26 protein-coding genes are annotated in these 24,854 nt (G+C 65.0%); 11 read left to right on the forward strand and 15 right to left on the reverse strand.

Translation table 11 applies throughout. The features are described 5' to 3' along the window. Nucleotides 1–13 precede the first annotated feature (13 nt). Nucleotides 14–2,512, reverse strand: coding sequence for a magnesium-translocating P-type ATPase (gene mgtA, locus VGR99_RS26605; RefSeq protein ID WP_326902662.1), 2,499 nt, complete (start codon nucleotides 2,510–2,512; stop codon nucleotides 14–16). Nucleotides 2,513–2,873: 361 nt separating this feature from the next. On the opposite strand from mgtA, the gene VGR99_RS26610 reads away from it, so the two are divergent. Both VGR99_RS26610 and VGR99_RS26615 read left to right on the forward strand, forming a co-directional pair. Next, nucleotides 2,874–4,166 carry an adenylosuccinate synthase gene (locus VGR99_RS26610; protein ID WP_326902663.1) on the forward strand — a complete coding sequence of 431 codons (1,293 nt, stop codon included), beginning with the start codon at nucleotides 2,874–2,876 and terminating at the stop codon, nucleotides 4,164–4,166. Between the two features lie 37 nt (nucleotides 4,167–4,203). Further along, on the forward strand, nucleotides 4,204–5,874 hold the full coding sequence (locus tag VGR99_RS26615; protein ID WP_326902664.1) for a hypothetical protein: 1,671 nt from the start codon (nucleotides 4,204–4,206) through the stop codon (nucleotides 5,872–5,874). A 113-nt stretch (nucleotides 5,875–5,987) separates the two neighbouring features. On the opposite strand, the gene VGR99_RS26620 is transcribed toward VGR99_RS26615, so the two are convergent. Next, complete coding sequence (locus VGR99_RS26620) at nucleotides 5,988–6,353, reverse strand: hypothetical protein (protein WP_414645178.1); 366 nt, start codon at nucleotides 6,351–6,353, stop codon at nucleotides 5,988–5,990. 152 nt (nucleotides 6,354–6,505) lie between these two features. Beyond that, nucleotides 6,506–6,748, reverse strand: coding sequence for a hypothetical protein (locus VGR99_RS26625; protein ID WP_326902666.1), 243 nt, complete (start codon nucleotides 6,746–6,748; stop codon nucleotides 6,506–6,508). 143 nt (nucleotides 6,749–6,891) lie between these two features. Between VGR99_RS26625 and VGR99_RS26630 the strand changes: the two genes are divergently transcribed. Next, entirely contained in the window at nucleotides 6,892–7,317 is a 426-nt protein-coding gene (locus VGR99_RS26630) for a DUF5413 family protein (protein ID WP_326902667.1), read from the forward strand. A gap of 61 nt (nucleotides 7,318–7,378) precedes the next feature. Then, a complete protein-coding gene (locus VGR99_RS26635) occupies nucleotides 7,379–7,936 on the forward strand; it encodes a DUF4112 domain-containing protein (RefSeq protein WP_326902668.1) in 558 nt (185 codons plus the stop codon). Between the two features lie 121 nt (nucleotides 7,937–8,057). Here VGR99_RS26635 and VGR99_RS26640 read toward each other — a convergent pair whose 3' ends face one another. The 4 genes from VGR99_RS26640 to msrA form a co-directional block, all read right to left on the reverse strand. Further along, on the reverse strand, nucleotides 8,058–8,351 hold the full coding sequence (locus VGR99_RS26640; protein WP_027532521.1) for a hypothetical protein: 294 nt from the start codon (nucleotides 8,349–8,351) through the stop codon (nucleotides 8,058–8,060). A 212-nt stretch (nucleotides 8,352–8,563) separates the two neighbouring features. After that, a complete protein-coding gene (locus VGR99_RS26645) occupies nucleotides 8,564–8,728 on the reverse strand; it encodes a DUF3309 family protein (protein WP_326902669.1) in 165 nt (54 codons plus the stop codon). Nucleotides 8,729–8,860: 132 nt separating this feature from the next. Beyond that, complete coding sequence (gene msrB, locus VGR99_RS26650) at nucleotides 8,861–9,280, reverse strand: peptide-methionine (R)-S-oxide reductase MsrB (protein WP_254136529.1); 420 nt, start codon at nucleotides 9,278–9,280, stop codon at nucleotides 8,861–8,863. A 30-nt stretch (nucleotides 9,281–9,310) separates the two neighbouring features. Continuing rightward, nucleotides 9,311–10,015 (reverse strand): peptide-methionine (S)-S-oxide reductase MsrA, encoded by a 705-nt coding sequence (gene msrA / locus VGR99_RS26655; RefSeq protein WP_326902670.1) that lies wholly within the window; start codon nucleotides 10,013–10,015, stop codon nucleotides 9,311–9,313. A gap of 249 nt (nucleotides 10,016–10,264) precedes the next feature. Here msrA and VGR99_RS26660 point away from each other — a divergent pair, with 249 nt between their 5' ends. Then, on the forward strand, nucleotides 10,265–11,953 hold the full coding sequence (locus VGR99_RS26660) for a tetratricopeptide repeat protein (RefSeq protein ID WP_326902671.1): 1,689 nt from the start codon (nucleotides 10,265–10,267) through the stop codon (nucleotides 11,951–11,953). Between the two features lie 117 nt (nucleotides 11,954–12,070). Here the strand turns inward: VGR99_RS26660 and VGR99_RS26665 are convergent, their stop codons facing one another. From VGR99_RS26665 to napE, 6 genes are all read right to left on the reverse strand, one after another. After that, nucleotides 12,071–13,186, reverse strand: coding sequence for an ATP-dependent RecD-like DNA helicase (locus VGR99_RS26665; RefSeq protein ID WP_326902672.1), 1,116 nt, complete (start codon nucleotides 13,184–13,186; stop codon nucleotides 12,071–12,073). Nucleotides 13,187–13,456: 270 nt separating this feature from the next. Next, on the reverse strand, nucleotides 13,457–14,098 hold the full coding sequence (locus VGR99_RS26670; protein ID WP_326902673.1) for a NapC/NirT family cytochrome c: 642 nt from the start codon (nucleotides 14,096–14,098) through the stop codon (nucleotides 13,457–13,459). Next, nucleotides 14,095–14,565 (reverse strand): nitrate reductase cytochrome c-type subunit, encoded by a 471-nt coding sequence (locus VGR99_RS26675; protein WP_326902674.1) that lies wholly within the window; start codon nucleotides 14,563–14,565, stop codon nucleotides 14,095–14,097. Before VGR99_RS26675 ends, VGR99_RS26670 begins: the two co-directional genes overlap by 4 nt. Next, nucleotides 14,562–17,075 carry a nitrate reductase catalytic subunit NapA gene (gene napA / locus VGR99_RS26680; protein ID WP_326902675.1) on the reverse strand — a complete coding sequence of 838 codons (2,514 nt, stop codon included), beginning with the start codon at nucleotides 17,073–17,075 and terminating at the stop codon, nucleotides 14,562–14,564. Before napA ends, VGR99_RS26675 begins: the two co-directional genes overlap by 4 nt. A gap of 16 nt (nucleotides 17,076–17,091) precedes the next feature. Then, on the reverse strand, nucleotides 17,092–17,406 hold the full coding sequence (locus VGR99_RS26685; protein ID WP_326902676.1) for a chaperone NapD: 315 nt from the start codon (nucleotides 17,404–17,406) through the stop codon (nucleotides 17,092–17,094). Between the two features lie 25 nt (nucleotides 17,407–17,431). Next, on the reverse strand, nucleotides 17,432–17,617 hold the full coding sequence (gene napE / locus VGR99_RS26690; RefSeq protein WP_326902677.1) for a periplasmic nitrate reductase, NapE protein: 186 nt from the start codon (nucleotides 17,615–17,617) through the stop codon (nucleotides 17,432–17,434). Nucleotides 17,618–17,883: 266 nt separating this feature from the next. On the opposite strand from napE, the gene VGR99_RS26695 reads away from it, so the two are divergent. The 6 genes from VGR99_RS26695 (at nucleotide 17,884) to VGR99_RS26720 (ending at nucleotide 22,843) form a co-directional block, all read left to right on the forward strand. Further along, on the forward strand, nucleotides 17,884–19,089 hold the full coding sequence (locus VGR99_RS26695) for an LLM class flavin-dependent oxidoreductase (protein ID WP_326902678.1): 1,206 nt from the start codon (nucleotides 17,884–17,886) through the stop codon (nucleotides 19,087–19,089). Between the two features lie 245 nt (nucleotides 19,090–19,334). After that, nucleotides 19,335–20,117: a helix-turn-helix transcriptional regulator gene (locus tag VGR99_RS26700; protein WP_326902679.1), complete on the forward strand. Its 783-nt coding sequence runs from the start codon at nucleotides 19,335–19,337 to the stop codon at nucleotides 20,115–20,117. Nucleotides 20,118–20,316: 199 nt separating this feature from the next. Beyond that, entirely contained in the window at nucleotides 20,317–20,550 is a 234-nt protein-coding gene (locus VGR99_RS26705; RefSeq protein ID WP_326902680.1) for a DUF3551 domain-containing protein, read from the forward strand. Nucleotides 20,551–20,725: 175 nt separating this feature from the next. Continuing rightward, complete coding sequence (locus VGR99_RS26710; protein ID WP_326902681.1) at nucleotides 20,726–21,253, forward strand: hypothetical protein; 528 nt, start codon at nucleotides 20,726–20,728, stop codon at nucleotides 21,251–21,253. A 181-nt stretch (nucleotides 21,254–21,434) separates the two neighbouring features. Continuing rightward, nucleotides 21,435–21,722 (forward strand): hypothetical protein, encoded by a 288-nt coding sequence (locus VGR99_RS26715; protein WP_326902682.1) that lies wholly within the window; start codon nucleotides 21,435–21,437, stop codon nucleotides 21,720–21,722. A gap of 248 nt (nucleotides 21,723–21,970) precedes the next feature. Continuing rightward, nucleotides 21,971–22,843 (forward strand): L,D-transpeptidase, encoded by an 873-nt coding sequence (locus tag VGR99_RS26720; protein ID WP_326902683.1) that lies wholly within the window; start codon nucleotides 21,971–21,973, stop codon nucleotides 22,841–22,843. A gap of 515 nt (nucleotides 22,844–23,358) precedes the next feature. Here VGR99_RS26720 and VGR99_RS26725 read toward each other — a convergent pair. After that, nucleotides 23,359–24,357, reverse strand: a complete 999-nt coding sequence (locus tag VGR99_RS26725) for a tetratricopeptide repeat protein (protein ID WP_326902684.1) — start codon at nucleotides 24,355–24,357, stop codon at nucleotides 23,359–23,361. 33 nt (nucleotides 24,358–24,390) lie between these two features. Continuing rightward, nucleotides 24,391–24,708 (reverse strand): hypothetical protein, encoded by a 318-nt coding sequence (locus VGR99_RS26730; protein ID WP_326902685.1) that lies wholly within the window; start codon nucleotides 24,706–24,708, stop codon nucleotides 24,391–24,393. Nucleotides 24,709–24,854 lie beyond the last annotated feature (146 nt).

The following is a 24,854-nucleotide window of genomic DNA, read 5'->3' on the forward strand; positions in this document are numbered from 1 at the left end:
CGGTCACAAACTTTCATCGCCTGCGTCCGCTGCGGATCGCGAACGGTTTCAACAGTTCGGCGCAGGCGAGATAGACGACGACGAGAAACGCGATGCCGGCCATGACGATCGGCGGCGGCGCGACGAAGCCGAACCAGGCTCCGAGCGGCGTGAACGGCAGCACCATCGCGACGAGCAGCGCGATCAGGGAGGATGCCGCGAGCGCGGGATCGGGCCAGTTGCGCCAGGGCCGTCCGTTGGTTCGGATGATGAAGATGACCAGGATCTGCGTCGCCATGGATTCGATGAACCAGGCGGTGCGGAATTCGTCCGGCGAGGCCTTGAACAGGAACAGCAGCGCAAGGAAGGTCAGGGCGTCGAACACCGACGACAGCGGTCCCATGATCGCGGCGAAACGCACCAGGCGTGACATGCTCCAGACCTGCGGCTGCGCGGTCGCCTGCGCGGAGACGCGGTCGAAGGGAATGCCGAGCTCGGAGAGATCGTAGAGCAAATTGTTGAGCAGGATCTGGGTCGGCAGCATCGGCAGGAACGGCAGCGCCAGCGAGGCCGCCGCCATCGACAGCATGTTGCCGAAGTTCGAGCTCGCGCCCATGCGGACATATTTGAGGATGTTGGCGAAGGTGCGCCGCCCTTCCTCGACGCCGTCGGCGACGACTTCGAGGTCGGAGGCGAGCAGGATCATGTCGGCGGCGGCCTGGGCGACGCCGGTCGCGCCGTCGACCGACAATCCGACGTCGGCGACCTTCAGGGCCGGCGCGTCGTTGATGCCGTCGCCGAGGAAGCCGACCACCTCGCCGCCCGCCTGCAGCGCCTTCACGATGCGCGACTTCTGGTCCGGCGCGAGCCGTCCGAACGCATCGACGGAGCGCACCTGCACGGCGAGCGCCTCGTCGCTGAGCGCGGCGATGTCGGCGCCCGACAGTACGCGCTCGGGATTCAGCCCGACCAGGCCGGCGAGCCGCTTCACCACGACGGGGTCGTCGCCCGACAGGATCTTCAGCCCCACGCCGCTTGCGGCGAGCCGCGCAATGGCCGCTGCGGCCGTCGGCTTCGGCGGATCGGCGAAGGCGCAAAAACCTTCGAAGACGAGACCGGTCTCGTCGTCCGTCTCGACCTCGCGCAGCGCGCCGCTCCAGACCCGCGAGGCGATGGCGACGGTGCGCAGGCCCTCGCTTGCGAGCCCGTGCACGCCTGCCAGCGCCGCAATGCGCGCGCTCTCGTCCATCGTGCACAGTTCGAGCACGGCTTCCGGCGCGCCCTTCACGATCAGCAGCGGGCCTTCGGGGCCGGTCGCGAGCACAGATCCGAGCCGGCGCGAAAAGTCGAACGCCTGCCGCCCGGCCAGGGTCCAGCCTTGCGCGGCATCCGGCCGGCCGGCGACGAGCGCAGCATCGAGCGCGCCGCGGTCGCCGCCGAGCGAGGCCGCGATGGCACCGAGCTGCGCGGCGCGGGCATCGTCCTTGCCGGCGGCATCGATGCTCCTCGCCAGCGTGATCTCGGCCGAGGTCAGCGTGCCCGTCTTGTCCGTGCACAGCACCGTCATGGCGCCGAGATCGTGGATCGCGGCAAGACGCTTCACGATCACTTTGCGCCCGGCCATGCGCAGCGCGCCGCGCGACAGCGTCACCGTGGTGATCATCGGCAGCAGCTCCGGCGTCAGCCCGACCGCGAGCGCGACCGCGAACAGCAGTGAATCCAGCACCTCGCGGCCGAAGATGACGCGGACGGCGAGCACGACCAGCACCAGCGCGAGCGTTGCGCGCGCGACCACCAGGCCGAATTCGCGCAGGTCCCGCTCGAACGGGGAGGGCGCCTGCGTCTCGGCCAGGGCCGAGGCCGCCGCGCCGAACACGGTGTCGCGGCCGGTCCTGACGACCAGCGCGATGGCCTCGCCCGTCTGCGCCACGGCGCCGCGGAACAGCGCATTCGAGGTGTCGTCGGGATCGGTGGCGGCGCCGGCGTGCTTCGGCACCGGATAGGGCTCGCCGGTGAGCGCGGCCTCGCCCGAGGTGAAGGCGGTGCTCTCCAGGACCAGCGCGTCGGCGGGGATGATGTCGCCGGCGCGGACCCGCAGCAGGTCGCCGGGAACGACGTGGTCGACCTCGATCTCGCGGAAGGCGCCGTCGCGCCGGACCTCGGCCTTGAGCGCCACCGAGCGGCGGAGGATCTCGGCGGCGCGGACTGCGTGGCCCTCCTGGACGGTGTCGAGCCCGATCGAGAGCGTGAGAATCAGCACGATGATGAGGCCGCCGATGTCGTCGCCGGTCAGCATCGAGACGATGCCGGCCACCAGCAGGATCAGCGACAGCGGCTCCAGCAGCCGGCGCAGGATCGCGCGTGCCGCCCCTTCGATCCGCGGCGGGGCATCGCTGTTCGGCCCGAAACGGCGGAGGCGCTCAGTGGCCTCAGTGCTGCGCAGGCCCTGCAGGGAGCAGCCGAGCCGGGTGCAGAGTGCGTCAGCGGAGAGGAGCCAGAATTGGCCCGTTTGGCTGTTCGGTGGCTTGGTCACGGCATGTCCGAAAATGGAGGCCTTGGGGCCTGAGAAGGGTAAGCTGCTGAGGTGACGGTCATCCCTTGCCGCAATTGCGGGCCGGAACGCTTGATGCGCGTCAACCGGACTGCCCGGCAGCCCCGAAAGTTTCCAAATTTTAAGGGGATATCAAAGGCTTGGGATGCCTTGCAGACCTCGAAAAAGCCCCGATCTTGCTTGCCTAGAGGGGCTGCTTCCTTTATCCGGTTGGCTGCCTTGCATGCGAGCGGCCCTGGGCCGCGGATTGGGCTGGGCGCAGGCATGATCCCGGAAAAGTGGGCACCGGTTTTCCGCGAGGATCATGTCTCCTAGAGACAGATTGAATAGGGATTACCCGCGAATGGCCAACGTTGTCGTCGTCGGCGCCCAGTGGGGCGACGAAGGGAAGGGCAAGATCGTCGACTGGTTGTCGGAGCAGGCGGACATCGTCGTCCGCTTCCAGGGCGGCCATAACGCCGGCCACACGCTGGTGATCAACGGCGCGACCTACAAGCTGGCGCTGCTGCCCTCCGGCGTGCTGCGCGACCAGAAGCTGTCGGTGATCGGCAACGGTGTCGTGTTCGATCCCGCCGCCTTCCTCGACGAGGTCACCAAGCTGCGCTCGCAGGGCGTCGCGGTCTCGCCGGAGAATCTGCGCGTTGCCGAGAATGTCACCCTGATCCTGCCGCTGCACCGCGAGCTCGACGCCCTGCGCGAGTCCTCCAACGCGGCGACCGCGATCGGCACCACCCGCCGCGGCATTGGACCGGCGTATGAGGACAAGGTCGGCCGCCGCGCCATCCGCCTGATGGACCTCGCCGATCTCAACACCCTACCGCACAAGATCGACCGGCTGCTGGCGCACCACAATGCGCTCCGCCGCGGCCTCAATCTGCCGGAGTTCGACGGCAAGGAGATCCTGAACGAGCTGAGCGCGCTGGCGCCGCAGCTGCTGCCTTACGCCGAGACGGTGTGGCGGCTGCTCGACATCGAGCGTCGCGCCGGCAAGCGCATGCTGTTCGAGGGCGCGCAAGGAGCGCTGCTCGACGTCGACCACGGCACCTATCCTTACGTCACCTCGTCCAACACGGTGGCGGCGCAGGCCGCGACCGGCGCCGGCCTCGGGCCGGGTGCGGTCGGCTACGTGCTCGGCCTGTGCAAGGCCTACACGACCCGCGTCGGCCAGGGCCCGTTCCCGACCGAGCAGGACAACGAGATCGGCCGCAAGATCGGCGAGCGCGGCCGCGAGTTCGGCACCAACACCGGCCGTCCGCGCCGCTGCGGCTGGTTCGACGCCGTGCTGGTCCGCCAGGCGGTCCGCACCTGCGGCATCAATGGCCTCGCGCTGACCAAGCTCGACATCCTCGACGGCTTCGACACGATCGAGGTCTGCACCGGCTACAAGCTGGACGGCAAGGAGATCGACCATTTCCCGGCCGGCGAGGGTGCCCAGGCCCGGGTCGAGCCGATCTACGAGACCATCGAGGGCTGGAAGGAGCCGACCGCCAACGCCCGGTCATGGGCGCAGCTGCCGGCCCAGGCCATCAAATATGTCCGCCGGATCGAGGAATTGGTGGGGTGCCCGGTGGCGCTGCTTTCCACCAGCCCCGAACGCGAAGATACTATCCTCGTTCAAAATCCGTTTGAGGCTTAACGATCTCTTACCAGGACGTGCGTATAGTTGAGTAGAAATGGCTGATTACTATCCGCTGATCGCCCGCGCTATTGCCGCCCTGGACCCCAATGCTCCCGGCGAAAGCCGTCGCGCGCTCTATGAGCGGGCGCGCACGGCCCTGATCGCGCAGCTCCGCAGCGTTCAGCCGCCGCTCTCCGAATCCGAGATCACCCGCGAACGGCTGTCGCTGGAAGAGGCCGTCCGCAAGGTGGAATCGGAGGCCGCCCAGCGCGCCCGCGAAGCCTCCCGCCCTGGTGGTGGTGGTGGCGGCGGTGGGCGCGGTGGCAGCGGCGATGCGTTCCGCAGGGCCAGCACCCGTGCCGCCGAGGGTGGCCCAGCGGCGGCTCCGCCTGCAGGTCCCCCGCGGACCCGTCCGGCGCCGATGCCGCCACGCGCCGACCGCCCGTCCATCAATGTCGACGACCAGGGCGGCGATGCCCAGCGTTCGCCGCGCGCCCCGCGTTTCGATGCGCCGCGCCAGCCGGGTCCGGCCGCGCCCCCGCCGCCGATGCCGGAGCCCCCGGCTCCCCCGGCGGCCGGACGCGATCGCGCCGGTCCGCGCCGTCCGCCGGATGCCGGCGCTCCGCCGGCGCCGGGCGTCCGCGGCTTCCGCGACATCACGGCCGACGCCAACGATCTCGGCGGCGCCGCCGCGCAGGCCAACCGCGCCGCGCGCCGCACCTATGCCAACGTGCCCTCGCCCTCGCCGGAATTCGACCGGCTGGAGCCGAGCCTGGAAAACCGAGTCGGCGAGCAGGACGCGCCCTATTCCTACGACGAATCGATCGAGGAGGCCGAGCGCTATGCGCCGCGGCCGCCGTCGGGGCGCCCGCACATTCCCGTCCTCGAGCGCGACGGCAAGAAGCCCAAGCGGCGCGGCTCCGCCTTCCCGTTCAAGAGCGCAATCGCCGTCGGCATCGTGCTGATCCTGGTCGGCGCCGGCATCCTCTGGGGCAAGCCGCTGGTGCAGACCGTGAGCGGCCTGTTCAAGTCCTCGCCGACCCAGGTGGTGGAGGCGCCGAAGGATACGTCGCAGCCGCAGACCAAGCCGAAGATTCCCGATCGCGTCGGCCAGCCCTCGGCGAGCGACCAGCCGGTCGCGCCGGTGGCGCAGAAGGTCGTGCTCTATGACGAGGATCCGTCCGATCCGAAGGGCAAGCAATATGTCGGCTCGGTGGTGTGGCGGCTCGAGCCGATCAAGGCCTCGGGCAACCAGAAGGCCGACGTCGCCGTGCGCGCCGACATCGAGATTCCCGACCGCAAGTTCAAGATGACGATGTCGTTCGTGCGCAACACCGACGCATCGCTGCCGGCGAGCCACACGGTCGAACTGAACTTCAACGTTCCCGCGGATTTCGCCGGCGGCGGCATCACCAACGTGCCGGGCATCCTGATGAAGTCGAACGAGCAGGCGCGCGGCACGCCGCTGGCGGGCTATGCGGTGAAGGTCACGGATTCGAAGGTGACGGATCCGCTGAAGGGCCCGACCGGCATCACGGCCCTGTTCCTGGTCGGCCTCTCCAATGTCGATGCGGATCGCGCCCGCAACATCCAGCTCCTGAAGGAGCGGTCATGGTTCGACATGCCGATGGTCTACACCAACCAGCGCCGCGCCATCATCGCGATCGAGAAGGGCGCTCCCGGCGAGCGCGCCTTCAACGAAGCGTTCGCGCAGTGGGGCGATTGAGCTAGGCGACCACCACTTCCGTCATTCCGGGGCGCGCGACTTGTCCGCCGAAGCTCGAAGAGCGAAGGCGGAAGCGCGAGCCCGGAATCACACCTTCAATGAGCGAATGATCGCTACTGCGCCGCGGCTTCCCGCTTGCGCGCCGCTGCTGCGGCCGCGTGCTCGCGGTCCATCACGGCGCGGCAGCCGGGGCTGACCTGCGACTTGTTCCGCACCATGCAGGCGGTGATCCGGTGGATATCAGGGATTTCACTCGAGCAGAGCCGCATCGCATCGCCCGAGCACATCTGCTGCGCTTCCGACGAGAAGGCGAGGCCGGGCGATGTCTGGACTGCGATGGCGGTGGTGGAAAGGGCGAAGAGAGCTGCGATGGTCCGGTAGCGTGTCATGGAAAATGCGTCCCCGAGTTCCGTGGGCTTGAGCCACTTGATTTTGGGGCGCCGCACGCGGCTTGATCTGCCGCATGTCACAGCCTTCACGCCGGGATATCAATCCCGCATGTGGTCGCTCGATTTCCTGATGTCCGAATCGAAAAGTGCTGCGCCGCCCGAGCGAAGTATGCGCCATTGTCGAGCGGCTGCAATGGTCATCGCGAAGGAATTCGCAATTGTTGCGCGCGAGTCACGCCGCATCACATGCCGTGACTCTGAAACACCTTGCTGCACGCTTTCGACAGCTTGGCCCGGTTGGCCTGCAGGCAGCTCTGCACCGCACCGTCATTGCCGAGGTCCTTGCGGCAGAAGCGCGACGCATCGCGCGAGCAGGCGTTCTGCTCCTGCTGCGTGCCCATGTGGCCTTGCGCGAGAGCGGGCGGGCTCGACAAGCCGCTCAGGGCTGTCAGCGTGATCGTCGCCAGAAGAAATTTACGGGACATCGGCGGCTCCAATCCGACAGGGAGAATTTGAGGTCCTGTCTGAACTCGTCGCATTGCCACTTGTTCCCCGCCGGGAGGGCCCGTGCCCGGCTGTTCAAGGTTCCCGGGGCGCTGCTATAACGGGGCGAGTGTGAGGGTATCTGATGAAACGCTATCTGGTGTTTGCGCTGGTCGGCCCCTTCGTCGGCGGGTTCCTGTTGCTGCTGACGACGACCTACCAGTCCGGCTATTGGGCCCAGACCAGCCTCGGCGAGGTCGGCAAGCTGTTCGTCGTGTTCTTCAAGACCCTGCAATACAGCTATCTGTTCGGCTTCCTGCCGTCGCTGATGATCGGCGCGGTCGACGACATCCTGATCCACATCCGCCGGATCGGTCCAGCCTTGCGCATGCTGCTGGTCGGTCTGTTCGCCTTCGTGCTGGCCTCGCTGACCTACAGTTCGCGCGGGCCGGATTCCGGCGCGGTGCAATTCATTCTCTACGGCCTCGTCGGCTTCGTGCCGGCCGTGATTTCCTCCTGGCTCGTACATAGATACATCGAGGAGCCGGACGCGGCGCCGGCCTCGACCTGACGGCGCGACGTTCGGGCGCGGCACAGCAACTTCTGCCACTTCCGGGCGTTCCCCAGAGACCATGACCATGTCCGACGACGATATTATTGCTCCGCGCAAACCCCGTTCCGGGGGCCGCACGCACGCGACCTTCTCGGGCACCGAGGCGCGCGGGCCGATCATCGACCAGGACGGCCACGAGATCCGCCCCGAGACGCTGGAGCAGGGCTTTCGCGAGTTTCGCTTCGAGTTCGGCAAGGACGGCCAGTTCGCGGGCAACCCGTTCGGCAATCTGACGCGCGAGCAGCGGATCGCGCGGATCGAGGCGATCGCAAAGCTGCTCGACGTCGCCTTCGTCCTGCCCGGCACCAATATCCGCTACGGCATCGACGGGCTGATCGGCCTGATCCCCGTCGTCGGCGACATCATCACCACGGCGATCTCGCTCTGGCTGGTGCGCGAGGCCCGCGCGCTCGGCGCGCCCTGGTACATCACCGCGCGCATGCTCGGCAATGTCGCGGTCGACGGCGTGGTCGGCATCGTGCCGTTCGCGGGCGACGCCTTCGACGTCATGTTCCGCGCCAACATGCGCAACGTGCGCCTGCTCCGCCGCTGGCTCGACAAGCAGCCGCGAATTTGAGAGCGAGCGTCAATCTCGGTGCACCTCTCCCGCAAGCGGGAGAGGGAGAACTTAAAACGCAAAAAGCGCGACAGCCTTTCGGCCATCGCGCTTTCCGCGCACATCGGAGATTTGCGAAAACTTACGCCGCGTCGGCGTCGGTCTCGGCGACCGGTTCCGGCTTGCGGTGGCGCGGCAGCGGGAAGGCCTCGCTCTCATAGAGCGAGCGGATGCCGTTCTGATCGAAACGCGCTTCCTCGACCTGGAGATAGGCGCCGTTCAGCGAATCCGTCGGCAACTGCTCCATCGCGAACTGCACGGCTTCGGCCGCAGTGCCGAACCGGCGATAGGTGAAGCCAGCACGCTTCTTCTTGCGGATCGCGGCAGGGAAGAGCTCGGCAGAAGTGTTGAAGTTGAACGGACGCAGTGGACGCATGGTCAAAGACCTCGTGATCTTATCTGGGGCTTTAAGCGCGTGGGGTTTGGGAGGGCGGATGCCGCAATCGAGCGGGCCCGCCGCATGTCATTTTCGCCCCCTAATATAGGCCGTTTTGACAGAAATGCGACCCCTGCGATGGGAGATGATGAATCCACGCATGGCAGCCCCGCAGAGGCTGTAAATCTAGTAATTTCAATGACTTGTATGGTTTACAATTTGCCAAGAAGCAGCAGGACGATCAGCACCACGAGCACGACGCCGCCGATCCCCATGCCGGAATGGCCCATGCCATAGCCGTAACCGCCGATCCGGCCGGACATGCCGCCCAGCAGATAGATGATCACCAGAATGATCAGGATGGTCCCGAGGGTCATGACATCCTCCCTGGCGGCCGCCGGACTGTGCGCATCGGCCGCACCGCCAAAGAAAGAAAAGCACAACGGGCCGCCGGGTTCCATGAGGGAACCGGGCGGCCCGCAACCTTATTTGGGCATTTTGTGCTGGCGCTATTTCGGCTCGAGCTTCAGCGCCGCCGAATTGATGCAGTAGCGCAGGCCGGTCGGCCCAGGACCATCCGGGAAAACGTGGCCGAGGTGGCCGCTGCACTTGGAGCAGAGCACCTCGGTGCGGATCATGCCGTGGCTCGCATCGTGCTCCTCGTCGATATGGCTTTCGACGGCGGGCTGGGTGAAGCTCGGCCAGCCGCAGCCGGAATCGAACTTGGCGTCGGACTCGAACAGCACGTTGCCGCAGCCGGCGCAGACGTAAGTGCCGGCACGGTGGTCGTGCTCATATTCGCCGGAGAAGGGACGCTCGGTCGCCTTCTCGCGCAGCACCGCGTACTGCATCGGCGACAGCTCGCGCCGCCACTGCTCTTCGCTCTTGATGACCTTGTCGTCGGTGGTTTTCGTCTTGGTGTCGGGCATGGGTCTCCCGTTTCTTTTGCGATCTTCCGATCAGTTGGTGGCCTTGCTGGCGTTCACCAGCGTCGGCTTCTCAATGTAGTTATCCGCGAACAGCTTTTTCAGGTTCTCGACCTTGGGAAGGTCGTTATAGGCGATGTAGGGCTGGTTCGGATGCAGCGTCAGGTAATCCTGGTGATAGGCCTCAGCCGGATAGAACGCCTCCAGCGCGCCGACCTTGGTCACGATCGGCTTGCCGAACACCTTGGCGCCGTTGAGCTGGGCGATATAGGCCTCCGCCACCTTCTTCTGCTCGTCGGAGGTGGTGAAGATCGCCGAGCGATATTGCGTGCCGATGTCGGGGCCCTGGCGGTTGAGCTGGGTCGGATCGTGCACCACCGAGAAGTAGATCTGGAGAATCTTGCCATAGGAGATCTTCTTCGGGTCGTACTTGATCTCGACCGATTCCGCATGGCCGGTCCGGCCGCCCGAGACGGTCTGGTAGTCGGCCGTCGCCTTGGTGCCGCCGGCATAACCGGAGACCGCGTTGACGACGCCCGCGGTGTGCTGGAAGACGCCCTGCACACCCCAGAAGCAGCCGCCGGCGACCACGGCAGTCTGGATGTCGCTCGCCGCCGGCGCGTCCATGGTCGGGGCGGGGATCACCACCGCGTCCTCGGCGGCCCGGGACGGTACGGCAAAGGCCAGCGTCAGGGCGGTGGTCGCGGCAAGCAGGGTCAGGAGGGCAGGACGGCGCATGGCGGGCCTCTTTCCGGAAGTTTGCGACACTCTAGGTCGGTTGGCGCCGGGCGAACAGACTGCCCGGCCGCATTTTCGCGTCACCTGAGATACGGGCGCAGCCGGGGTTTGTTACGCCGGGACGGACACTAATCTGTGAAAAATGCCGCATGCGGGGCCGGCTTGGCGGGATGCGGAACTCCGCGCTAGATGAACCCGCGCGATCGACGATCGACTTAAAAAAGTGGTGGCTGGAGCTGACCTGACAACATGCTGCGCGTGGTTTCCCTGACCCTCGTCACGCTGGTCTCCGGCGTCGCATTCGCCGCCGCGGCCGAGCCGCAAGCCGGCGACGATCTCGCCATTTGCCGCGACCGCCAGGCCGAGCTGGCGGCCCGCGCCACGGCCTGCGACACCCTGCTCAACGCCGACCGCCTCACCGGCAAGGACAAAGGGATCGCGCTCTCGGTGCGCGGCAACACCCTGCTCAACAAGCGTGACTACGTCCACGCCATCGAGACCCTGTCCATGGCGGTCGACCTCGATCCTGATAACGTCGTGACGCTCAATTTGCGCGGCCTCGCCTATGAGCGCTCCGGCAAGGACGACCTTGCGATGGCCGACTACAATCTCGCGCTCCAGAAGCGGCCGACCTACGGCGTGCCCTACAACAATCGCGGCGTCATCCAGCTTCGCCGCGGCGCGCTGCAAAGCGCGCTCGACGATTTCAACCTGTCGATCAAGTACACGCCCAAATTCCTGCTCGGCTGGACCAATCGCGCCCGCGTGCGCACGCTGATGAGGGATTACAACGGCGCGATCGCCGATTTCGCCGAGGCCGCGAAGATCGATCCGACCGCGCAGCAGATCGCCGGCCACCGCTGCATCACCTACGGCATGATGGGCAAGTACGACCTGGCCCTGGCCGACTGCAACGGCCTGATCGAGAAGCAACCGAAGAACGTCTACGCGATCAACAATCGCGCCGACGTCTACATGATGAAGGGCGATCTCGACGCCGCGCTGAAGGACTACAACCTATCCATCCAGATCAATCCGAACAACGTCCGCGCCCATGCGGGCCGCGGCCAGATCTACGAGCGCAAGAAGGATCTCGCCCAGGCCCGCGCCGACTATCGCGCTGCGGCCTATTCGCTGACGAGGTTCGACGAGTACGACGTCGCGCGCGCCCGCACCGTCGCGCAGCAGCGGCTCGCCGCGCTGACGCCGCAGGAGCAGGCTGCGCCCACCGGGCGCCGCGTCGCGCTCGTGGTCGGCAACGGCGCCTACAAGAACGTCCACGCCCTGCCCAATCCGCCGCGCGATGCGAAGCTGATCGCAGGCGTGCTGCGCGATGTCGGCTTCCAGACCGTGATCTCGGTCAGCGATCTGACCCGCGACAAGTTCTTCGAAGCGCTCGCGACCTTCGCCGCCGAGGCGGAGAAGGCCGACTGGGCTGTGGTCTATTACGCCGGTCACGGCTTCGAGATCGGCGGCGTGAATTATCTCGTTCCCGTCGACGCCAAGCTCGCTGCCGACAAGGATGCCGAGGCCCAGGCGGTCGCGCTGGAGCAGGTCATCGCCGCGGTCGGTGCGGCGCGAAAGGTGCGGCTGGTGATGTTGGATGCGTGCCGCGACAATCCGTTCGCGCCGACCATGGAGCGGACGCTGTCGCTCAAGCTGGTGGACAAGGGCTTTTCCAACATCGAGCCGGGCGCCGGGTTCATGGTGGTCTACGCCGCCAAGCACGGCGAGACCGCGATGGACGGCGATGGCGGCGCCGACAGCCCGTTCGCCACCGCGCTCGCCCGCGAGATCAAGGTGCCGAAGATCGAGATCCGGAAGCTGTTCGACATCGTCCGCGACGACGTCTGGTCTGCCACCAAGCGCGAGCAGCAGCCGTTCACCTACGGCTCGCCGCCCGGACGGGAAGATTTTTATTTCGTCGCGGGGAAGTGACGAATTGGGTTGCGGAGGGATCGTAGCCCGGATGGAGCGCAGCGAAATCCGGGAATCACGCACGCGGATCTGACCCCGGATTACGCTTCGCTCCATCCGGGCTACGACAGCGGCGTCTTAAACCACGATGCTCAACCGCTTCGCCGCCCGCGTGATGCCCGTGTAGAGCCACCTTGCCCTTGAGTCCTGAAACGCAAAGCTCTCGTCGAACAGCACGACGTCGTCCCATTGCGAGCCCTGCGACTTGTGCACGGTCAGCACATAGCCGTAGTCGAACTCGTCATAGGGCTTGCGCTGCTCCCAGGCGATCTGCTCGACGCCGCCCTCGAAGCAATCGGCGCGCACCGAGACCTTCGTCACCTTGTGCCCAAAGTCCTCGTCGGGCGACAGCCGCATCGAGAGGATGCGCGATTTCGAGCGCGAGGCGTTGCGCGACTTCACGCGCCACAGGCCGCCGTTGAACAGGCCCTTCTTGCGGTTGTTGCGCAGGCAGACCAGCTTGTCGCCGGCGACCGGAAAGACATCCTCGATGTTCTGGCGCTGACGCACCCGCATGTTGTAGGCGCGGCGGGTGTTGTTGCGGCCGACCAGGACCTGGTCGGCGCCCATGACGCGATCAGGGTCGAGTTCTTTCCGCGACACCACCTCGCTCTCGCCGTAACGGCCGATGTCGAGCTCGCGGCCCTCGCGGACGTCCATCGACATCCGCACGATCGGATCGTCCTGGGCCTGGCGGTGGACCTCGGTCAGCATCGCGTCGGGCTCGGTGTTGGTGAAGAAGCCGCCGCCCTGGATCGGCGGGAGCTGCGCGGGATCGCCAAGCACCAGCAGCGGGCAGTCGAACGACATCAGGTCGCGGCCGAGCTCGGCGTCGACCATCGAGCATTCGTCGATCACGATCAGCTTGGCCTTGGAGGCCGGCGCGTCGTCCCACAGCTCAAAACTCGGCTGCTCCTCGCCGGATTCGCGGGCGCGGTAGATCAGCGAGTGGATGGTGGAGGCCTCGTCGCAGCCCTTGTTGCGCATGACGAGGGCCGCCTTGCCGGTGAAGGCGGCGAACTTCACCTCGCCGTCGACGCCCTCGGCGATGTGCCGCGCCAGCGTGGTCTTGCCGGTGCCGGCAAAGCCGAACAGCCGGAAGATCGGCGGCGTGCCGTTGCGGCCGGGTTTTGCCTTGAGCCAGTCGCCAACGGCTTTGAGCGCGGCGTCCTGATGCGGGGTGAAAGTGGCCATATCTGTCTTGAGAAGGGGCGAAACGAGGCGATTCGCCGTCCCCCAAAACTAACCATTCGCCCCGCCGGTTCAAGCGCAGGGCCATCGCATTCCAAGGCCGTTTCCGCGGCCCATCCTTCGAGACGCCCGCCTTTGGCGGGCCCTCAGGATGAGGACGGAGTGCGCGGCGGCAGTTTTCACAGGCAAAGATGCCGCTCAGCCTCATCCTGAGGAGACCGCTGAAAGCGGTCGTCTCGAAGGACGAGGCGCTTGCTCGGGCCCCGCCAAGCCCTACTGCCAGCCGGGAACGCCGCGCATGTCGGGCAGATGGTGAGCGATGCCCTTGTGGCAGTCGATGCAGGTCTTTTCCTTGGTGAACAGGAAGCGCTGATGCGCCACCGAGGCCCGCGGCGACTGCTTGGTGATATCCATGGAATCGGCGCTGTGGCAGTTGCGGCATTCCAGGGAATCGTTGGCCTTGAAGCGCGCCCATTCATGCGCGGCGAGCTCGAGGCGATGATCCTGGAACTTCTCGCGGGTGTCGATCGTGCCGAAGATCTTGCCCCAGACCTCCTTGGAGGCTTGCATCTTGCGCGCGATCTTGTCGGTCCAGTTGTGCGGCACGTGGCAGTCCGGGCAGGTCGCGCGCACGCCGGAGCGGTTGGTGAAGTGGATGGTCGACTTCAGCTCGGCGTAGACGTTGTCCTTCATCTCATGGCAGCCGGTGCAGAACTTCTCGGTGTTGGTGAGTTCCAGCGCGGTGTTGAAGCCGCCCCAGAAGATCACGCCGGCCATGAAGCCGGCCAGCACCAGCACGCCGAGCCCGAACACCGAGCTCGGCCGGATCAGCACCTGCCAGAGTTCGAGCGCGAAATCCCAGCAGCGCGCGATGAAGCCGCGCTTGGCTTTTGGCTCGTCAGCAGTCGTCGTCATCGGTGGCCACCGGGGCTTGAGCGCGACAGCAACGTGTCGATGTCGGTGAAGTCGTTGCTGACGGGCGGATTGGCGGTGTTCTGCGGCACGTGGCATTCGGTGCAGAAGAAGCGCCGGGGCGAGATCGAGGCCAGGAACTGGCCGTCGCGGTCCATGAAGTGCGTGATCGAGACCATCGGCGCCTGCGATTCCGCGGTGCGCGCCCGCGCGTGGCAGGACAGGCACTTGTTGCCGTTGAGATCGATCTGGTAGCCGTCGATCGTGTGCGGGATCACCGGCGGCTGCTCCGGATAGTTGCGCACCTCCCGCTCGGACGTGTTGCGGTTCGGCAGCATCGGCGGCGCCGGGCCTTCGTCATTGAGCGGGGTCGGGCCGCGCAGGCCCGAATTGACGGTCTGCGCGGTCAGGGAGCTCGCGCCCGCGGCGATCGCGACCGCGAGCAAAGCAATGCCAAATCGTTTCATCATGACAGGTTCACCCGCTCGATGCGCACGGCGCATTTCTTGTAGTCGGTTTGAAGCGAGATCGGATCGGTGGCGTCCAGCGTCACCTTGTTGATCATCTTGGATTCGTCGAACCACGGCACGAAGACGAGGCCACGGGGCGGCCGGTCGCGGCCGCGTGTCTCGACGCGGGCGCGGATGAAGCCGCGGCGCGAGACGACCTTCACTTCGTCGCCGCGCCGGAGCTTGGCTTCGGCCGCGTCGTCGGGATGCATGAAGCAGACGGCCTCGGGGAACGCCTTGTAAAGCTCGGGCACGCGGCGCGTCATGGTGCCGGAATGCCAGTGCTCCAGCACGCGGCCGGTCGAGAGCCAGAACGGATATTCGTTGTCGGGCGATTCCGCCGCCGGCTCGAAAGGCAGGGCGAAGATGCGGGCCTTGCCGTCGGGGTAGCCGTAGAACTGCACGTCGGTGCCCTGCTTGACGTAGGGGTCGCTGCCTTCGCGGAAGCGCCATTTCGTTTCCTGGCCGTTGACGACAGGCCAGCGCAGGCCGCGCTCCTTGTGATAGGTGTCGAACGGCGCGAGGTCGTGGCCGTGGCCACGGCCGAACGAGGCGTATTCTTCAAACAGCCCCTTCTGCACGTAGAAGCCGAACGCCTTGGACTCCTCGTTGGAATAGCCGTCCTCGATGTCCGAGGTCGGGAATTTGTCGACCTGGCCGTTCTTGTAGAGCACGTCGAACAGCGTCTTGCCGCGCACCTCCGGCTTCTTGGCGATCAGCTCCTCCGTCCACACTTCCTCGATCTTGAAGCGCTTGGAGAACTCCATGAGCTGCCAGAGATCGGACTTGGCGTCGCCGGGCGCCTTGACGAGCTGGTGCCAGAACTGCGTGCGCCGCTCGGCATTGCCGTAGGCGCCTTCCTTCTCCACCCACATCGCGGTCGGCAGGATCAGGTCGGCGGCGAGCGCCGTCACCGACGGATAGGCGTCCGAGACCACGATGAAATTGTCGGGGTTGCGGAAGCCCGGATAGGTCTCCTCGTTGGCGTTGGGACCGGCCTGGAGGTTGTTGTTGACCTGCACCCAATAGGCGTTGATCAGGCCGTCCTTCAGCATCCGGCTTTGCAGCACGGCGTGGGCGCCGTTCTTGTCGGGAATGGTGCCTTCGGGCAGCAGCCAGAGATGCTCGGCGTGGTCGCGATGCGCCTTGTTGGTCACGACCATGTCGGCCGGCAGGCGGTGCGAGAAGGTGCCGACCTCGCGTGCGGTGCCGCAGGCCGAGGGCTGGCCGGTCAGCGAGAACGGGCTGTTGCCGGGCGAGGAGATCTTTCCGGTCAACAGATGGATGTTGTAGACGAGGTTGTTGCACCAGACGCCGCGGGTGTGCTGGTTGAAACCCATGGTCCAGAACGAGACCACCTTGGTCTTGGGATCGGCATAGAGCTCGGCGAGCGCCTCGAGACGGTTCAGCGGCACGCCGGACATCTCGGCCGCCTTCTCCAGCGTGTAGTCCGAGACGAACTTGACGTACTCGTCATAGCTCATGTCGGTGGAGTCGTTTGCCTTCGCCGCGCCGGTGGCCTTCTTCTGCAGCGGATGCTCGGGCCGCAGGCCGTAACCGATGTCGGTCTGGCCGCGCCGGAAGATGGTATGGGCGGCAACGAAGTCCTTGTTGACCCGCCCGGTCTTGATGATGTGGTTGGCGATGGCGTTGAGGATGTAGAGATCGGTCTGCGGCTTGAACACCATGCCGATGTCGGCGAGGTCGAACGAGCGGTGCTCGAAGGTGGAGAGCACGGCGACGCGGACATGCGGCGCGGACAGCCGGCGGTCGGCAAGGCGCGTCCACAGGATGGGATGCATCTCCGCCATGTTGGAGCCCCACAACACGAAGGCGTCGGTCGCCTCGATGTCGTCATAGCAGCCGGCCGGCTCGTCGATGCCGAAGGTGCGCATCATGCCGGCGACGGCCGAGGCCATGCAGTGGCGTGCATTGGGGTCGATGTTGTTGGTGCGGAAACCGGCCTTGAACAGTTTCGAGGCCGCATAGCCTTCCCAGATCGTCCACTGGCCGGAGCCGAACATGGCGACGCCGTTGGGCCCGCGCTTCTTGAAGGCCTCCTTCCACTTCACCTCCATGATGTCGAAGGCTTCGTTCCAGGACACCGGCGTGAAGTCGCCGTTCTTGTCGTACTTGCCGTTGGTCTTGCGCAGCATCGGCTGCGTCAGCCGGTCATGGCCGTACATGATCTTGGAGAGGAAGTAACCCTTGACGCAGTTGAGGCCGCGATTGACCTCGGCCTTGATGTCGCCATGGGTGGCGACGACGCGGTTGTCCTTGGTCGCGACCATCACGGAGCAGCCGGTGCCGCAGAACCGGCAGGCGGCCTTGTCCCATTTCAGTTCGCTGTTATCGCGCTCGGCGACGAGGTTGGCGGCGAGCGCCGGAGCCGGCATGCCTGCTGCGGCAGCCGCAATCGCGGCGGCCTCGAGCTTCAGCATCTGGCGGCGGTCGAGCTTTGGCGATGTCATGATGGCTCTTCCTGACTCAGGCGGTTTCGATGGCGTGGAAGACCAGCGCCGCGGAATAGACGTCCGGCAGCGACTGGATGGTGTTGAGCATGGTGCCGAGGCTGCCGGCATCCGGCGCCTCGGTCACGACGACGAGTTTTCCGCGCGGGTCTCGTCCGTGAATTTCGCAGCCGGGAAGCGCGGTGATCGCGGCTTCCAGCGCGTCGAGGCGCTCGGGGCGGGCCTGCACGATGATGCTGGCGATCTCGCAGCCGGGCGGAGAGATGACGCGCTCGGCGCTGAGCACCCGGCCGGTGATCAATGCGCGGCGGTTGAGTGTGGTGTGGGCCATGATGGCTGTCTTTCGCTGTGAGAGATCAATGCGGGGAAGAGGGGGGGCCGGGAGGGCCGGCGAACATCTGGTAGATCCAGACGCCGAGCCCGTAAGAGCCGACCGTTCCGACCGCGAGGACGGGCATCACGACCGCGGTCAGGAACAGGAACGCAAAAATCTCCATGCGCTTACGGCGCACGCGCGACGTCGTGTCGTCAGGGGCCGACATATTCGGTCTCTCTGAAATGGTATGGGGAATCGGGACGGCATCCGGGCCGTTGCCTTGCCGCACGTTAGATACGTTCGAGCCGCTAACGCGTTGATCTGGATCAACCTGTCGAGTTCGCCGCACCCTGTAGTACGCCCCGGAATCGGGCTGTCATTGCTACGTGCGCGCGAGGGATCCGTCTCCCGCGCGGCGGAATTGCGTTTGCGTAGACAGCCGCGCCTCACGCATTAAGATGACGTTAACAACAATAATGCGGGAGAGGCGTCATGAAGTTCGGCATCTTCTACGAGCTGCAACTGCCAAGGCCCTGGGTCGCCGGCGACGAGCTCAGGCTCTACCAGAATGCACTCTCGCAGATGGAACTCGCCGATAAGCTCAACTACGACCACGCCTGGGTCGTCGAGCACCACTTCCTCGAAGAATATTCGCACTCGCCCTCGCCGGAATCCTTCCTCGCCGCCGCCAGCCAGCGGACGAAGAACATCCGGCTCGGCCACGGCATCCTGCAGCTCACCACCAACCACCCGGCCCGCGTTGCCGAGCGTGTCGCGGTGCTCGACCTGCTCTCCAACGGCCGCTGCGAATTCGGCATGGGCGAGAGCGCGTCGATCACCGAGCTGACGCCGTTCGGCCGTGACATGGAGACCAAGAAGGAGGTGTTCGAGGAGGCCGTCGCCGCGATCTTCCCGATGTTCAAGGACGCAGGGTCCGAACATCACGGCAAGTACTTCGACATCCCCCTGCGCAATGTCGTGCCGAAGCCGGTGCAGAAGCCGCATCCGCCGCTCTGGATGGCCTGCTCGCAACTGCCGACGATCGAGCGCGCCGGCCGCCACGGCTTTGGCGCGCTGGGCTTCCAGTTCGTCAGCGCCGACGCCGCACATGCCTGGGTGCACGCCTACTACAACGCGATGACGAAGCGGCTGCACAAGCTTGCCGACTACCAGATCAACCCGAATATGGCGCTGGTGTCGTTCTTCATGTGCGCCAAGACCGACGAGGAGGCGCGTGCCCGCGCCGACGGCGCCACCTTCTTCCAGTTCGCGCTCCGCTTCTACGGTGCCTCGCAGAACCGCCAGCGTCCCGCGCCCTACACCGTCAACATGTGGGACGAGTACAACAAGTGGAAGCGCGACAATCCCGAGGCCCAGGAGGCGGCGCTCCGCGGCGGCCTGATCGGCTCGCCCGAGACGATCCGCCGGAAGCTGAAGCGCTTCCAGTCCTCGCACATCGACCAGGTCATCCTGCTGAACCAGGCGGGCAAGAACAGCCACGAGCACATCTGCGAATCGCTCGAGCTGTTCGGCCGCGAGGTGATGCCGGAGTTCCAGAACGATCCCGCACAGGTCGCCTGGAAGCAGGGCGTGATGAGCGGCGAGATCAAGCTCGAAGAGATCGACACCGAGGCCTTCACGGACCGCTACGGCAAGCTCGCGATCAACGTGGCGCCGGTGAAGGCTGCGGTGAGATAGCGCTTCGTATCCGGCATGGGCCCCGGCTCAGCAGCGCACCGCTGAAGAAGCGCTGCGCCGCGTCCGGGGCACGAGACCGTCTTCTGCATCGGCCAGCAAAACTCTCGTGTCCCGGACGCGCTGCAGCGTGCAACGCTGCTGCGCAGAGCCGGGACCCATGCGACGGCATACGCAGGCGTCGCCGTCTTCCAGTAAAATCCTCTTGCTGATATCGTCCGCCAAAAGAACTTTGGCGGAGGAAACACATGCGGCCCCACGCGATGGCCCCAAACCCAGCGGCGGGTGACGTCACGCCCGCCGTGCTCGCCATCGGCCGTCCCGACTTCCCGAACATCCTGATCGACACGCTGCGCCGCCAGGCCGGCGTAGGCCATTGCATGGTGTTCGCGCTGACGCGCGCCGGTGCGGCGCGTTGCCTGCTCGATGCCGGCAACATCCCGACCGGCAGCGATCTCGGCGCCGCCTATGCCGGCCAGTTCCACGAATCCGATCCCAATCGCGATGCACTGTTCGAAGCCGAGAGCAGCACGCCGATCATGCTGCCGTCGTTCTCGCCGCGGATGTATGGCGCGCGCTACCGAAAGATCTTCTTCAACGATTCCGACATCGTCGACAAATGCGCCACCGCGATCTGGACCGGTGACACCTGCTTCTACGTCAATTTCTACCGCATCACGTCCCAGGGCCGCTTCGACGATGCCCAGCGTACGCGGCTTCAAGCAATCGCGCCCGCGATCGGCGCCAGCGTCGCACGTCATTTCCAGCAGGCCACAACGCCCGACCAGAACCTCGCCGCATTGTTCGCAATGCGCGCGCCGCTCTCCGCGCTGACGCCGCGCGAGCAGGAGGTCTGCCGCCGCATCTTGCTCGGCTTCAGCTCCGAGGCGATCTCGAAAGGACTCGGCATCAGCCTGCATTCGACCCTGACCTACCGCAAGCGCGCCTATGAACGGCTCGGCATCTCCTCGCAGAACGAATTGTTTGCGATCGTGCTACGCCTGCTCTCGGGGTCTGGTCGCCTGAACTGATCAAGTCCGAGATATCTGCTGCCGAGAGCAAAGCCGGCATTTTCCCTGTTCCCGGCACGACAATCCCGCACGACGCAGGATCTCGGGAAATTCCCTGCGAACTCCTCAGGGTATGCTCGGATGATCATTCGGAAGGCCGAGATTATGGTCGATCTGGTGCCTTTCCAGCGCAAGCGGAGCACAGTACAGGAGGACTCAGATGTGCCGTATTCTGTTCGCTGCGGTCTCCGCCATCTTGATCCTGGTCACGGTCGGATCACTCTCGCCCGCGTTCGCAGATCGCTACTGCCTGCAAGGCCGCCGCTGGGGCAATCCCGGCAACTGCCAGTTCGCGACTCTCGAGCAGTGCAGGGTGGCTGCCTCCGGCACCCATGCGTCCTGCGGGCTCAATCCGCGCTATGCATTCGGACGCTCGCGGCAGGGCAGACAGTAATTGAGCGCCGCGGGTGCACCGGGCGAAGCTTCGCTTGAGTTCGGCTCCCGGCCCTTGATGGACCAGCGTCAGTTTCGGCTGAGCTACGTCTCCTGACTCCAAGCCCGCGGAAGCCGCGGGGAGCCTGGACGAGTCCGCCCGCCTGAACATCAAGGAATCAAATGGAGGGATGAGAATGTCGGTCCCCTGCAAGTTCGAACGCAGCCTCCTCAGCCACGAAGAATATGAGACGATCCGCCTCACGCACCATCCCGCCATCTATGACGTCGAAATCGCCGAGCTCGAGGACATGCGATCCCGCTTGCGCAAGATGCGCGACAAGGAGCGAACGTTCGGCCGGCAAAGGCAGCGGGAGGGGCGTGGAAAGGCCGAGGCTCGCGGAGCCAGCTTTCCCGGAACCGCCGAGCATGCATCGGAACGCAAGCAAGTCTTCGCCGCGGCGCTGAAGCGGTTGAACAACGAGCTCAGGCGTCTCCACAACCTGGCAGCTCGGACCGCGCATGTGGAGGCGGCTCGAAAGGCTCTGGCGCTGCATCGCGCCGCGAACTTCACGACTTATCCCCCGGCCGGAGCTACCGCAGGGGAAGGCATGGTGCCGAAGGCCAGCACACGCCGGAGAAAGATCATTGCAGGCGCAAAGATCGGACGAGTGTCGCAGGCGACGAAAGTCGCGCAGGCGGTGCGCGACGCGCGAGGTGGATGAGCCTAAAGCATAATCCGTTGAACCCTTGATCTGCATCAAGCCTGCTCCACTGGACGCCGTCGCAAATGGCGAATGGATGCCAGTTACGGCTTCATTGCGAGACGCCGGGCGCACGTCACGTGATCCGGCGGCTTTCCCCCGAATCTCGTTTCACCCATCGCCATTCATTGAGGAGATCGACATGGAGCAGATTCTGATCAATCTCATTGCGGGCGCCGTTGGCGGCATCGGCGTTGGCAAATCGTCCCCCACATTTGATCTGGGCACGGCTGGAAACATCATCTCAGGTCTGGTCGGAGGTGGGCTCCTCGGGCAGATCGCGACCCTGTTGTTGCCTTCTGTCCTGGCAGCAGCACAATCAGGAAATTTCAGTGTGAGCGGTATTATTTCTCAGGCGGTTGCAGGCGGGGCAGGCGGCGCCATACTGACCGCGATCGTCGGCGCCATAAAGAACAAGGCGGCAGCCTGACTTTCGGCGCAACAACTGTTCCAGATGGCGCCCACTTCGAACGTTGACGCTGCTTCGCGACCACGATGAGACGTGCGTTGTCCCCGTCGCTAGCTGAATATCGCGCGATGCGCGCAATTCTTCGCATCGCCGGACAACAGTCCGGCGTTAACCATAGCTGACTGTTCCAGCCTGATCGGCGTCGCTTCGAAGTTTCTTAAATTTTGCTGGGTTACCTCTTCCAGGCAGAGTGACCTGGGGAAAGAGTAATGGGTAAGCGGACCAAGCGTGGAAAGGCGGAGACGCTCGCACTGCCAATGGCCGCGCGCGTTGCCGTTGGCGTCGTGGCTGTCGCCGCAGCGGGGTACGGTTTGCTGTATCACCCGGCGAGCGAGCAACCGGCACGGAAGCCGTCCGCACCCGAGGCCCATGCGTCGTCAACGCCGGTTTACGTGGCAACTCCAGTTCGAGCAGCAGCGGCAGCACCGGCTCCTGCTCCGGTTCCGATCCCGGCCCCGGCGCCTCTGGTCGAACCGCCAAAAGCCGCTGACGGTCCCGGAGCGCTTGTCCGGCAGGTGGTCGACTACGCCAGCCACCAGGCGCCGGGCACCGTGATCATCGATACCAAGAACACGTTCCTCTATTTCGTTCTGAACGACACGCAAGCGATGCGCTACGGCATCGGTGTCGGCCGCGAAGGTTTCACATGGTCCGGTGAACAGACCGTGGCCCGCAAGACGGAATGGCCGGACTGGCGTCCGCCCGCAGAGATGGTCGTGCGTCAGCCTTATCTGCCGCGGTTCATGGCGGGCGGTCCGACCAATCCGCTCGGCGCCCGGGCGATGTATCTGGGCGAGACCGAATATAGAATTCACGGCACCAACAAGCCCGATACGATCGGGAAGCGGGTGTCGTCCGGCTGTATCCGGCTGACCAATGACGACGTCGTGGACCTCTACGACCGGGTGAAGGTCGGAGCGAAGGTGATCGTGCTTCCAGGAACCGTTGCTCGTCGTCCGTCCCAGGGCGCGCCGTCCGACGCCGCTTTCCGGTTGCCGGACCCGGCATCGCCGATGAGCCGGCCCTTGGCAGCCCACGCGCAGATGCCGTCATCCGGACCGAGGATCGCCGAGGCCCAGTAGCTCAGTCCTTCCGTCCTCGGTCTATTGCGTGCTCGCTTCTGACTGATTGTAGACCTTGTTGCTCGACCCAATTTTAGCATTGGGCTGGATCCATGGTTGACGCATTTGGAGTATCATTCGCCGCGATGACGGCGAGCAGAGCCGATCCGAGGACTCGGACATGCCAGACTGGATTCTTGTACCCATCTGCCTGGTCGCCCTGCTGGGGTTCATTGGCTATGCCTGCTACCAGGGGACGAGGGTCTCGCCGGATCGAAGCAACACGAATTTTGGACCCAGCCAGAATGACGGCTGGGGCGGGTCTGACGGTCATTCCGGAAGTTAGAGCATGATCCGGAAGGCGGCGAAGCGGCTTTCCGGAAAGATCATGCGCAAACAACAATCTAAAGCGCGATGACGATTCATCCAAATCTCATGGCGCTTCAGAACACTCCGGCGCGACGAGAGGCTCGCCAAGTTCAATCAAGCGAATCTTGGCTGGCGGCTCTGCGCCACATCAGGCGCATTCCATCGCACTAACCCGACGAACGCCTCTCCAAGGCCGCCGCGATCTTCTCCAGCGCGGCGTTCCTGTGATGCATTTCGGCAAGCTCCTGCTCGCAAATCTCGATCATCGTCTGCCCGGACTCTCGTGCGCGCCAAGGCGTGGCTGTTCGACAAAAATACCAGACCAGCACGACCACAAAGATGATGCCGGCGAGCCAAGACAGCACCTCCCGTAGACTGAAATCAGCGATGGCGCCGCGGACGTCGCCCTTGGACAGGTGCGCCATGATGCGATCGCCATAGGCCTGCCAATCGTTTGGATTGAGCGCGATCATCTGACCGTAGTCGGCGATGGCGCGGTCGATGTCGCCCTTAGCCTGATAGGCGTAGGCACGGTTGAAGTAGGCGTCCCTGTAGTTCGGGCGGAGCACGATCGCCTGGCTGCAGTCGGCGATGGCACGATCAAGGTCGCCTTTGGCGAGGTAGGCGTTGCCTCGGGCAGTGAGGGCGACATAGTTGTTCGGATTGAGCTGGATGCCGGCAGTATAATCCGCGATGGCGCGGTCGTTGTCGCCTTTCGCTTGATAGGCGTAGCCGCGCTCGCCAAATCCGACCTGCTTTCCATAGTCCGCCAGACCGGCTTCGAACGCCTGGTTGACGTCCGATATCGCCCGGTCGTAGTCGTGCCATTGGTTGTAGATGTGCGCCCGGTTGAGCAGTGAACCGCCGGATTTCGGATTAGCCCGGACCGCCTCGCTAAAGTCTTTCAAGGCGCGGTCGCTGCGATCGGCGAAGCTGGTCGAGGACCAGGAATAGCCGCGGGCATGATACAAGCCGGCGAGCTCCTGGCCGTTGTAGTTTCCGCTTTGGATCGCGCGCGTACAGGCATCGATGGTCGCGGCTGTGGTTTCCCTCGATCCTTCCAAACACGCCTGTCGATCGTCGGCTGCCGCTGGACGGCTGACGGCAGCGGCTGCCGCGAATGCCAAAGCAACCAGCCAGACGTGCCCGGAAAATCCTGAGCGCATACCTCTGCTCCCTGCGATGCGCCGGTGTTCGAGTTAGCCCGGTGACGGCTTTTCCAGGGCCGCCGCGATCCTCTCCAGCAAGGCGTTGGTTCGCCGCGATTCGGCGACCTGCTGCTCGTAGAGATCGACCAGGTTCATCCCGGATGAACCGCGCAGACGCCTGCGTGAAAACCATATCCAGACGCCGACCAGCACTACGAACGGCAGCCAGGACACGATCAGACTAACCACCCAGGGTGGCGAACCACCGCTTCCGCTTAATGGGTTGATGAACGTAAAGCAGACGAGGAGAGCACCTACGAGAATGATCCACGAGACAACCAACGAAAGCCGAAAGCGAGGCTTGGTCATTCCAGTCACAGAAGTTCCCTTTGGTTGGTCTTTGAAGTCTCATGCTATCATTGGTTGATCGATCTTCCATGCTCCCGCGTATGTGGCCGTCGCAACGTGGTTAGCCGTTCCTTTGCGGGATGCCCCCTTCTTGTGAAGACACGCGC

Origin of the sequence: Bradyrhizobium sp. (genome assembly GCF_035935975.1) — a bacterium.
Lineage (GTDB): Bacteria > Pseudomonadota > Alphaproteobacteria > Rhizobiales > Xanthobacteraceae > Bradyrhizobium.

Excerpts from the sequence above, each read along its gene's own strand:
- VGR99_RS26610 (WP_326902663.1), top strand. The coding sequence starts at position 2,874 with ATGGCCAACGTTGTCGTCGTCGGCGCCCAGTGGGGCGACGAAGGGAAG.
- VGR99_RS26615 (WP_326902664.1), top strand. The coding sequence starts at position 4,204 with ATGGCTGATTACTATCCGCTGATCGCCCGCGCTATTGCCGCCCTGGAC.
- VGR99_RS26625 (WP_326902666.1), bottom strand. The coding sequence starts at position 6,748 with ATGTCCCGTAAATTTCTTCTGGCGACGATCACGCTGACAGCCCTGAGC.
- VGR99_RS26630 (WP_326902667.1), top strand. The coding sequence starts at position 6,892 with ATGAAACGCTATCTGGTGTTTGCGCTGGTCGGCCCCTTCGTCGGCGGG.
- VGR99_RS26635 (WP_326902668.1), top strand. The coding sequence starts at position 7,379 with ATGACCATGTCCGACGACGATATTATTGCTCCGCGCAAACCCCGTTCC.
- VGR99_RS26640 (WP_027532521.1), bottom strand. The coding sequence starts at position 8,351 with ATGCGTCCACTGCGTCCGTTCAACTTCAACACTTCTGCCGAGCTCTTC.
- VGR99_RS26645 (WP_326902669.1), bottom strand. The coding sequence starts at position 8,728 with ATGACCCTCGGGACCATCCTGATCATTCTGGTGATCATCTATCTGCTG.
- msrB (WP_254136529.1), bottom strand. The coding sequence starts at position 9,280 with ATGCCCGACACCAAGACGAAAACCACCGACGACAAGGTCATCAAGAGC.
- msrA (WP_326902670.1), bottom strand. The coding sequence starts at position 10,015 with ATGCGCCGTCCTGCCCTCCTGACCCTGCTTGCCGCGACCACCGCCCTG.
- VGR99_RS26660 (WP_326902671.1), top strand. The coding sequence starts at position 10,265 with ATGCTGCGCGTGGTTTCCCTGACCCTCGTCACGCTGGTCTCCGGCGTC.
- VGR99_RS26665 (WP_326902672.1), bottom strand. The coding sequence starts at position 13,186 with ATGGCCACTTTCACCCCGCATCAGGACGCCGCGCTCAAAGCCGTTGGC.
- VGR99_RS26670 (WP_326902673.1), bottom strand. The coding sequence starts at position 14,098 with ATGACGACGACTGCTGACGAGCCAAAAGCCAAGCGCGGCTTCATCGCG.
- VGR99_RS26675 (WP_326902674.1), bottom strand. The coding sequence starts at position 14,565 with ATGATGAAACGATTTGGCATTGCTTTGCTCGCGGTCGCGATCGCCGCG.
- napA (WP_326902675.1), bottom strand. The coding sequence starts at position 17,075 with ATGACATCGCCAAAGCTCGACCGCCGCCAGATGCTGAAGCTCGAGGCC.
- VGR99_RS26685 (WP_326902676.1), bottom strand. The coding sequence starts at position 17,406 with ATGGCCCACACCACACTCAACCGCCGCGCATTGATCACCGGCCGGGTG.
- napE (WP_326902677.1), bottom strand. The coding sequence starts at position 17,617 with ATGTCGGCCCCTGACGACACGACGTCGCGCGTGCGCCGTAAGCGCATG.
- VGR99_RS26695 (WP_326902678.1), top strand. The coding sequence starts at position 17,884 with ATGAAGTTCGGCATCTTCTACGAGCTGCAACTGCCAAGGCCCTGGGTC.
- VGR99_RS26700 (WP_326902679.1), top strand. The coding sequence starts at position 19,335 with ATGCGGCCCCACGCGATGGCCCCAAACCCAGCGGCGGGTGACGTCACG.
- VGR99_RS26705 (WP_326902680.1), top strand. The coding sequence starts at position 20,317 with ATGTGCCGTATTCTGTTCGCTGCGGTCTCCGCCATCTTGATCCTGGTC.
- VGR99_RS26710 (WP_326902681.1), top strand. The coding sequence starts at position 20,726 with ATGTCGGTCCCCTGCAAGTTCGAACGCAGCCTCCTCAGCCACGAAGAA.
- VGR99_RS26715 (WP_326902682.1), top strand. The coding sequence starts at position 21,435 with ATGGAGCAGATTCTGATCAATCTCATTGCGGGCGCCGTTGGCGGCATC.
- VGR99_RS26720 (WP_326902683.1), top strand. The coding sequence starts at position 21,971 with ATGGGTAAGCGGACCAAGCGTGGAAAGGCGGAGACGCTCGCACTGCCA.
- VGR99_RS26725 (WP_326902684.1), bottom strand. The coding sequence starts at position 24,357 with ATGCGCTCAGGATTTTCCGGGCACGTCTGGCTGGTTGCTTTGGCATTC.
- VGR99_RS26730 (WP_326902685.1), bottom strand. The coding sequence starts at position 24,708 with ATGACCAAGCCTCGCTTTCGGCTTTCGTTGGTTGTCTCGTGGATCATT.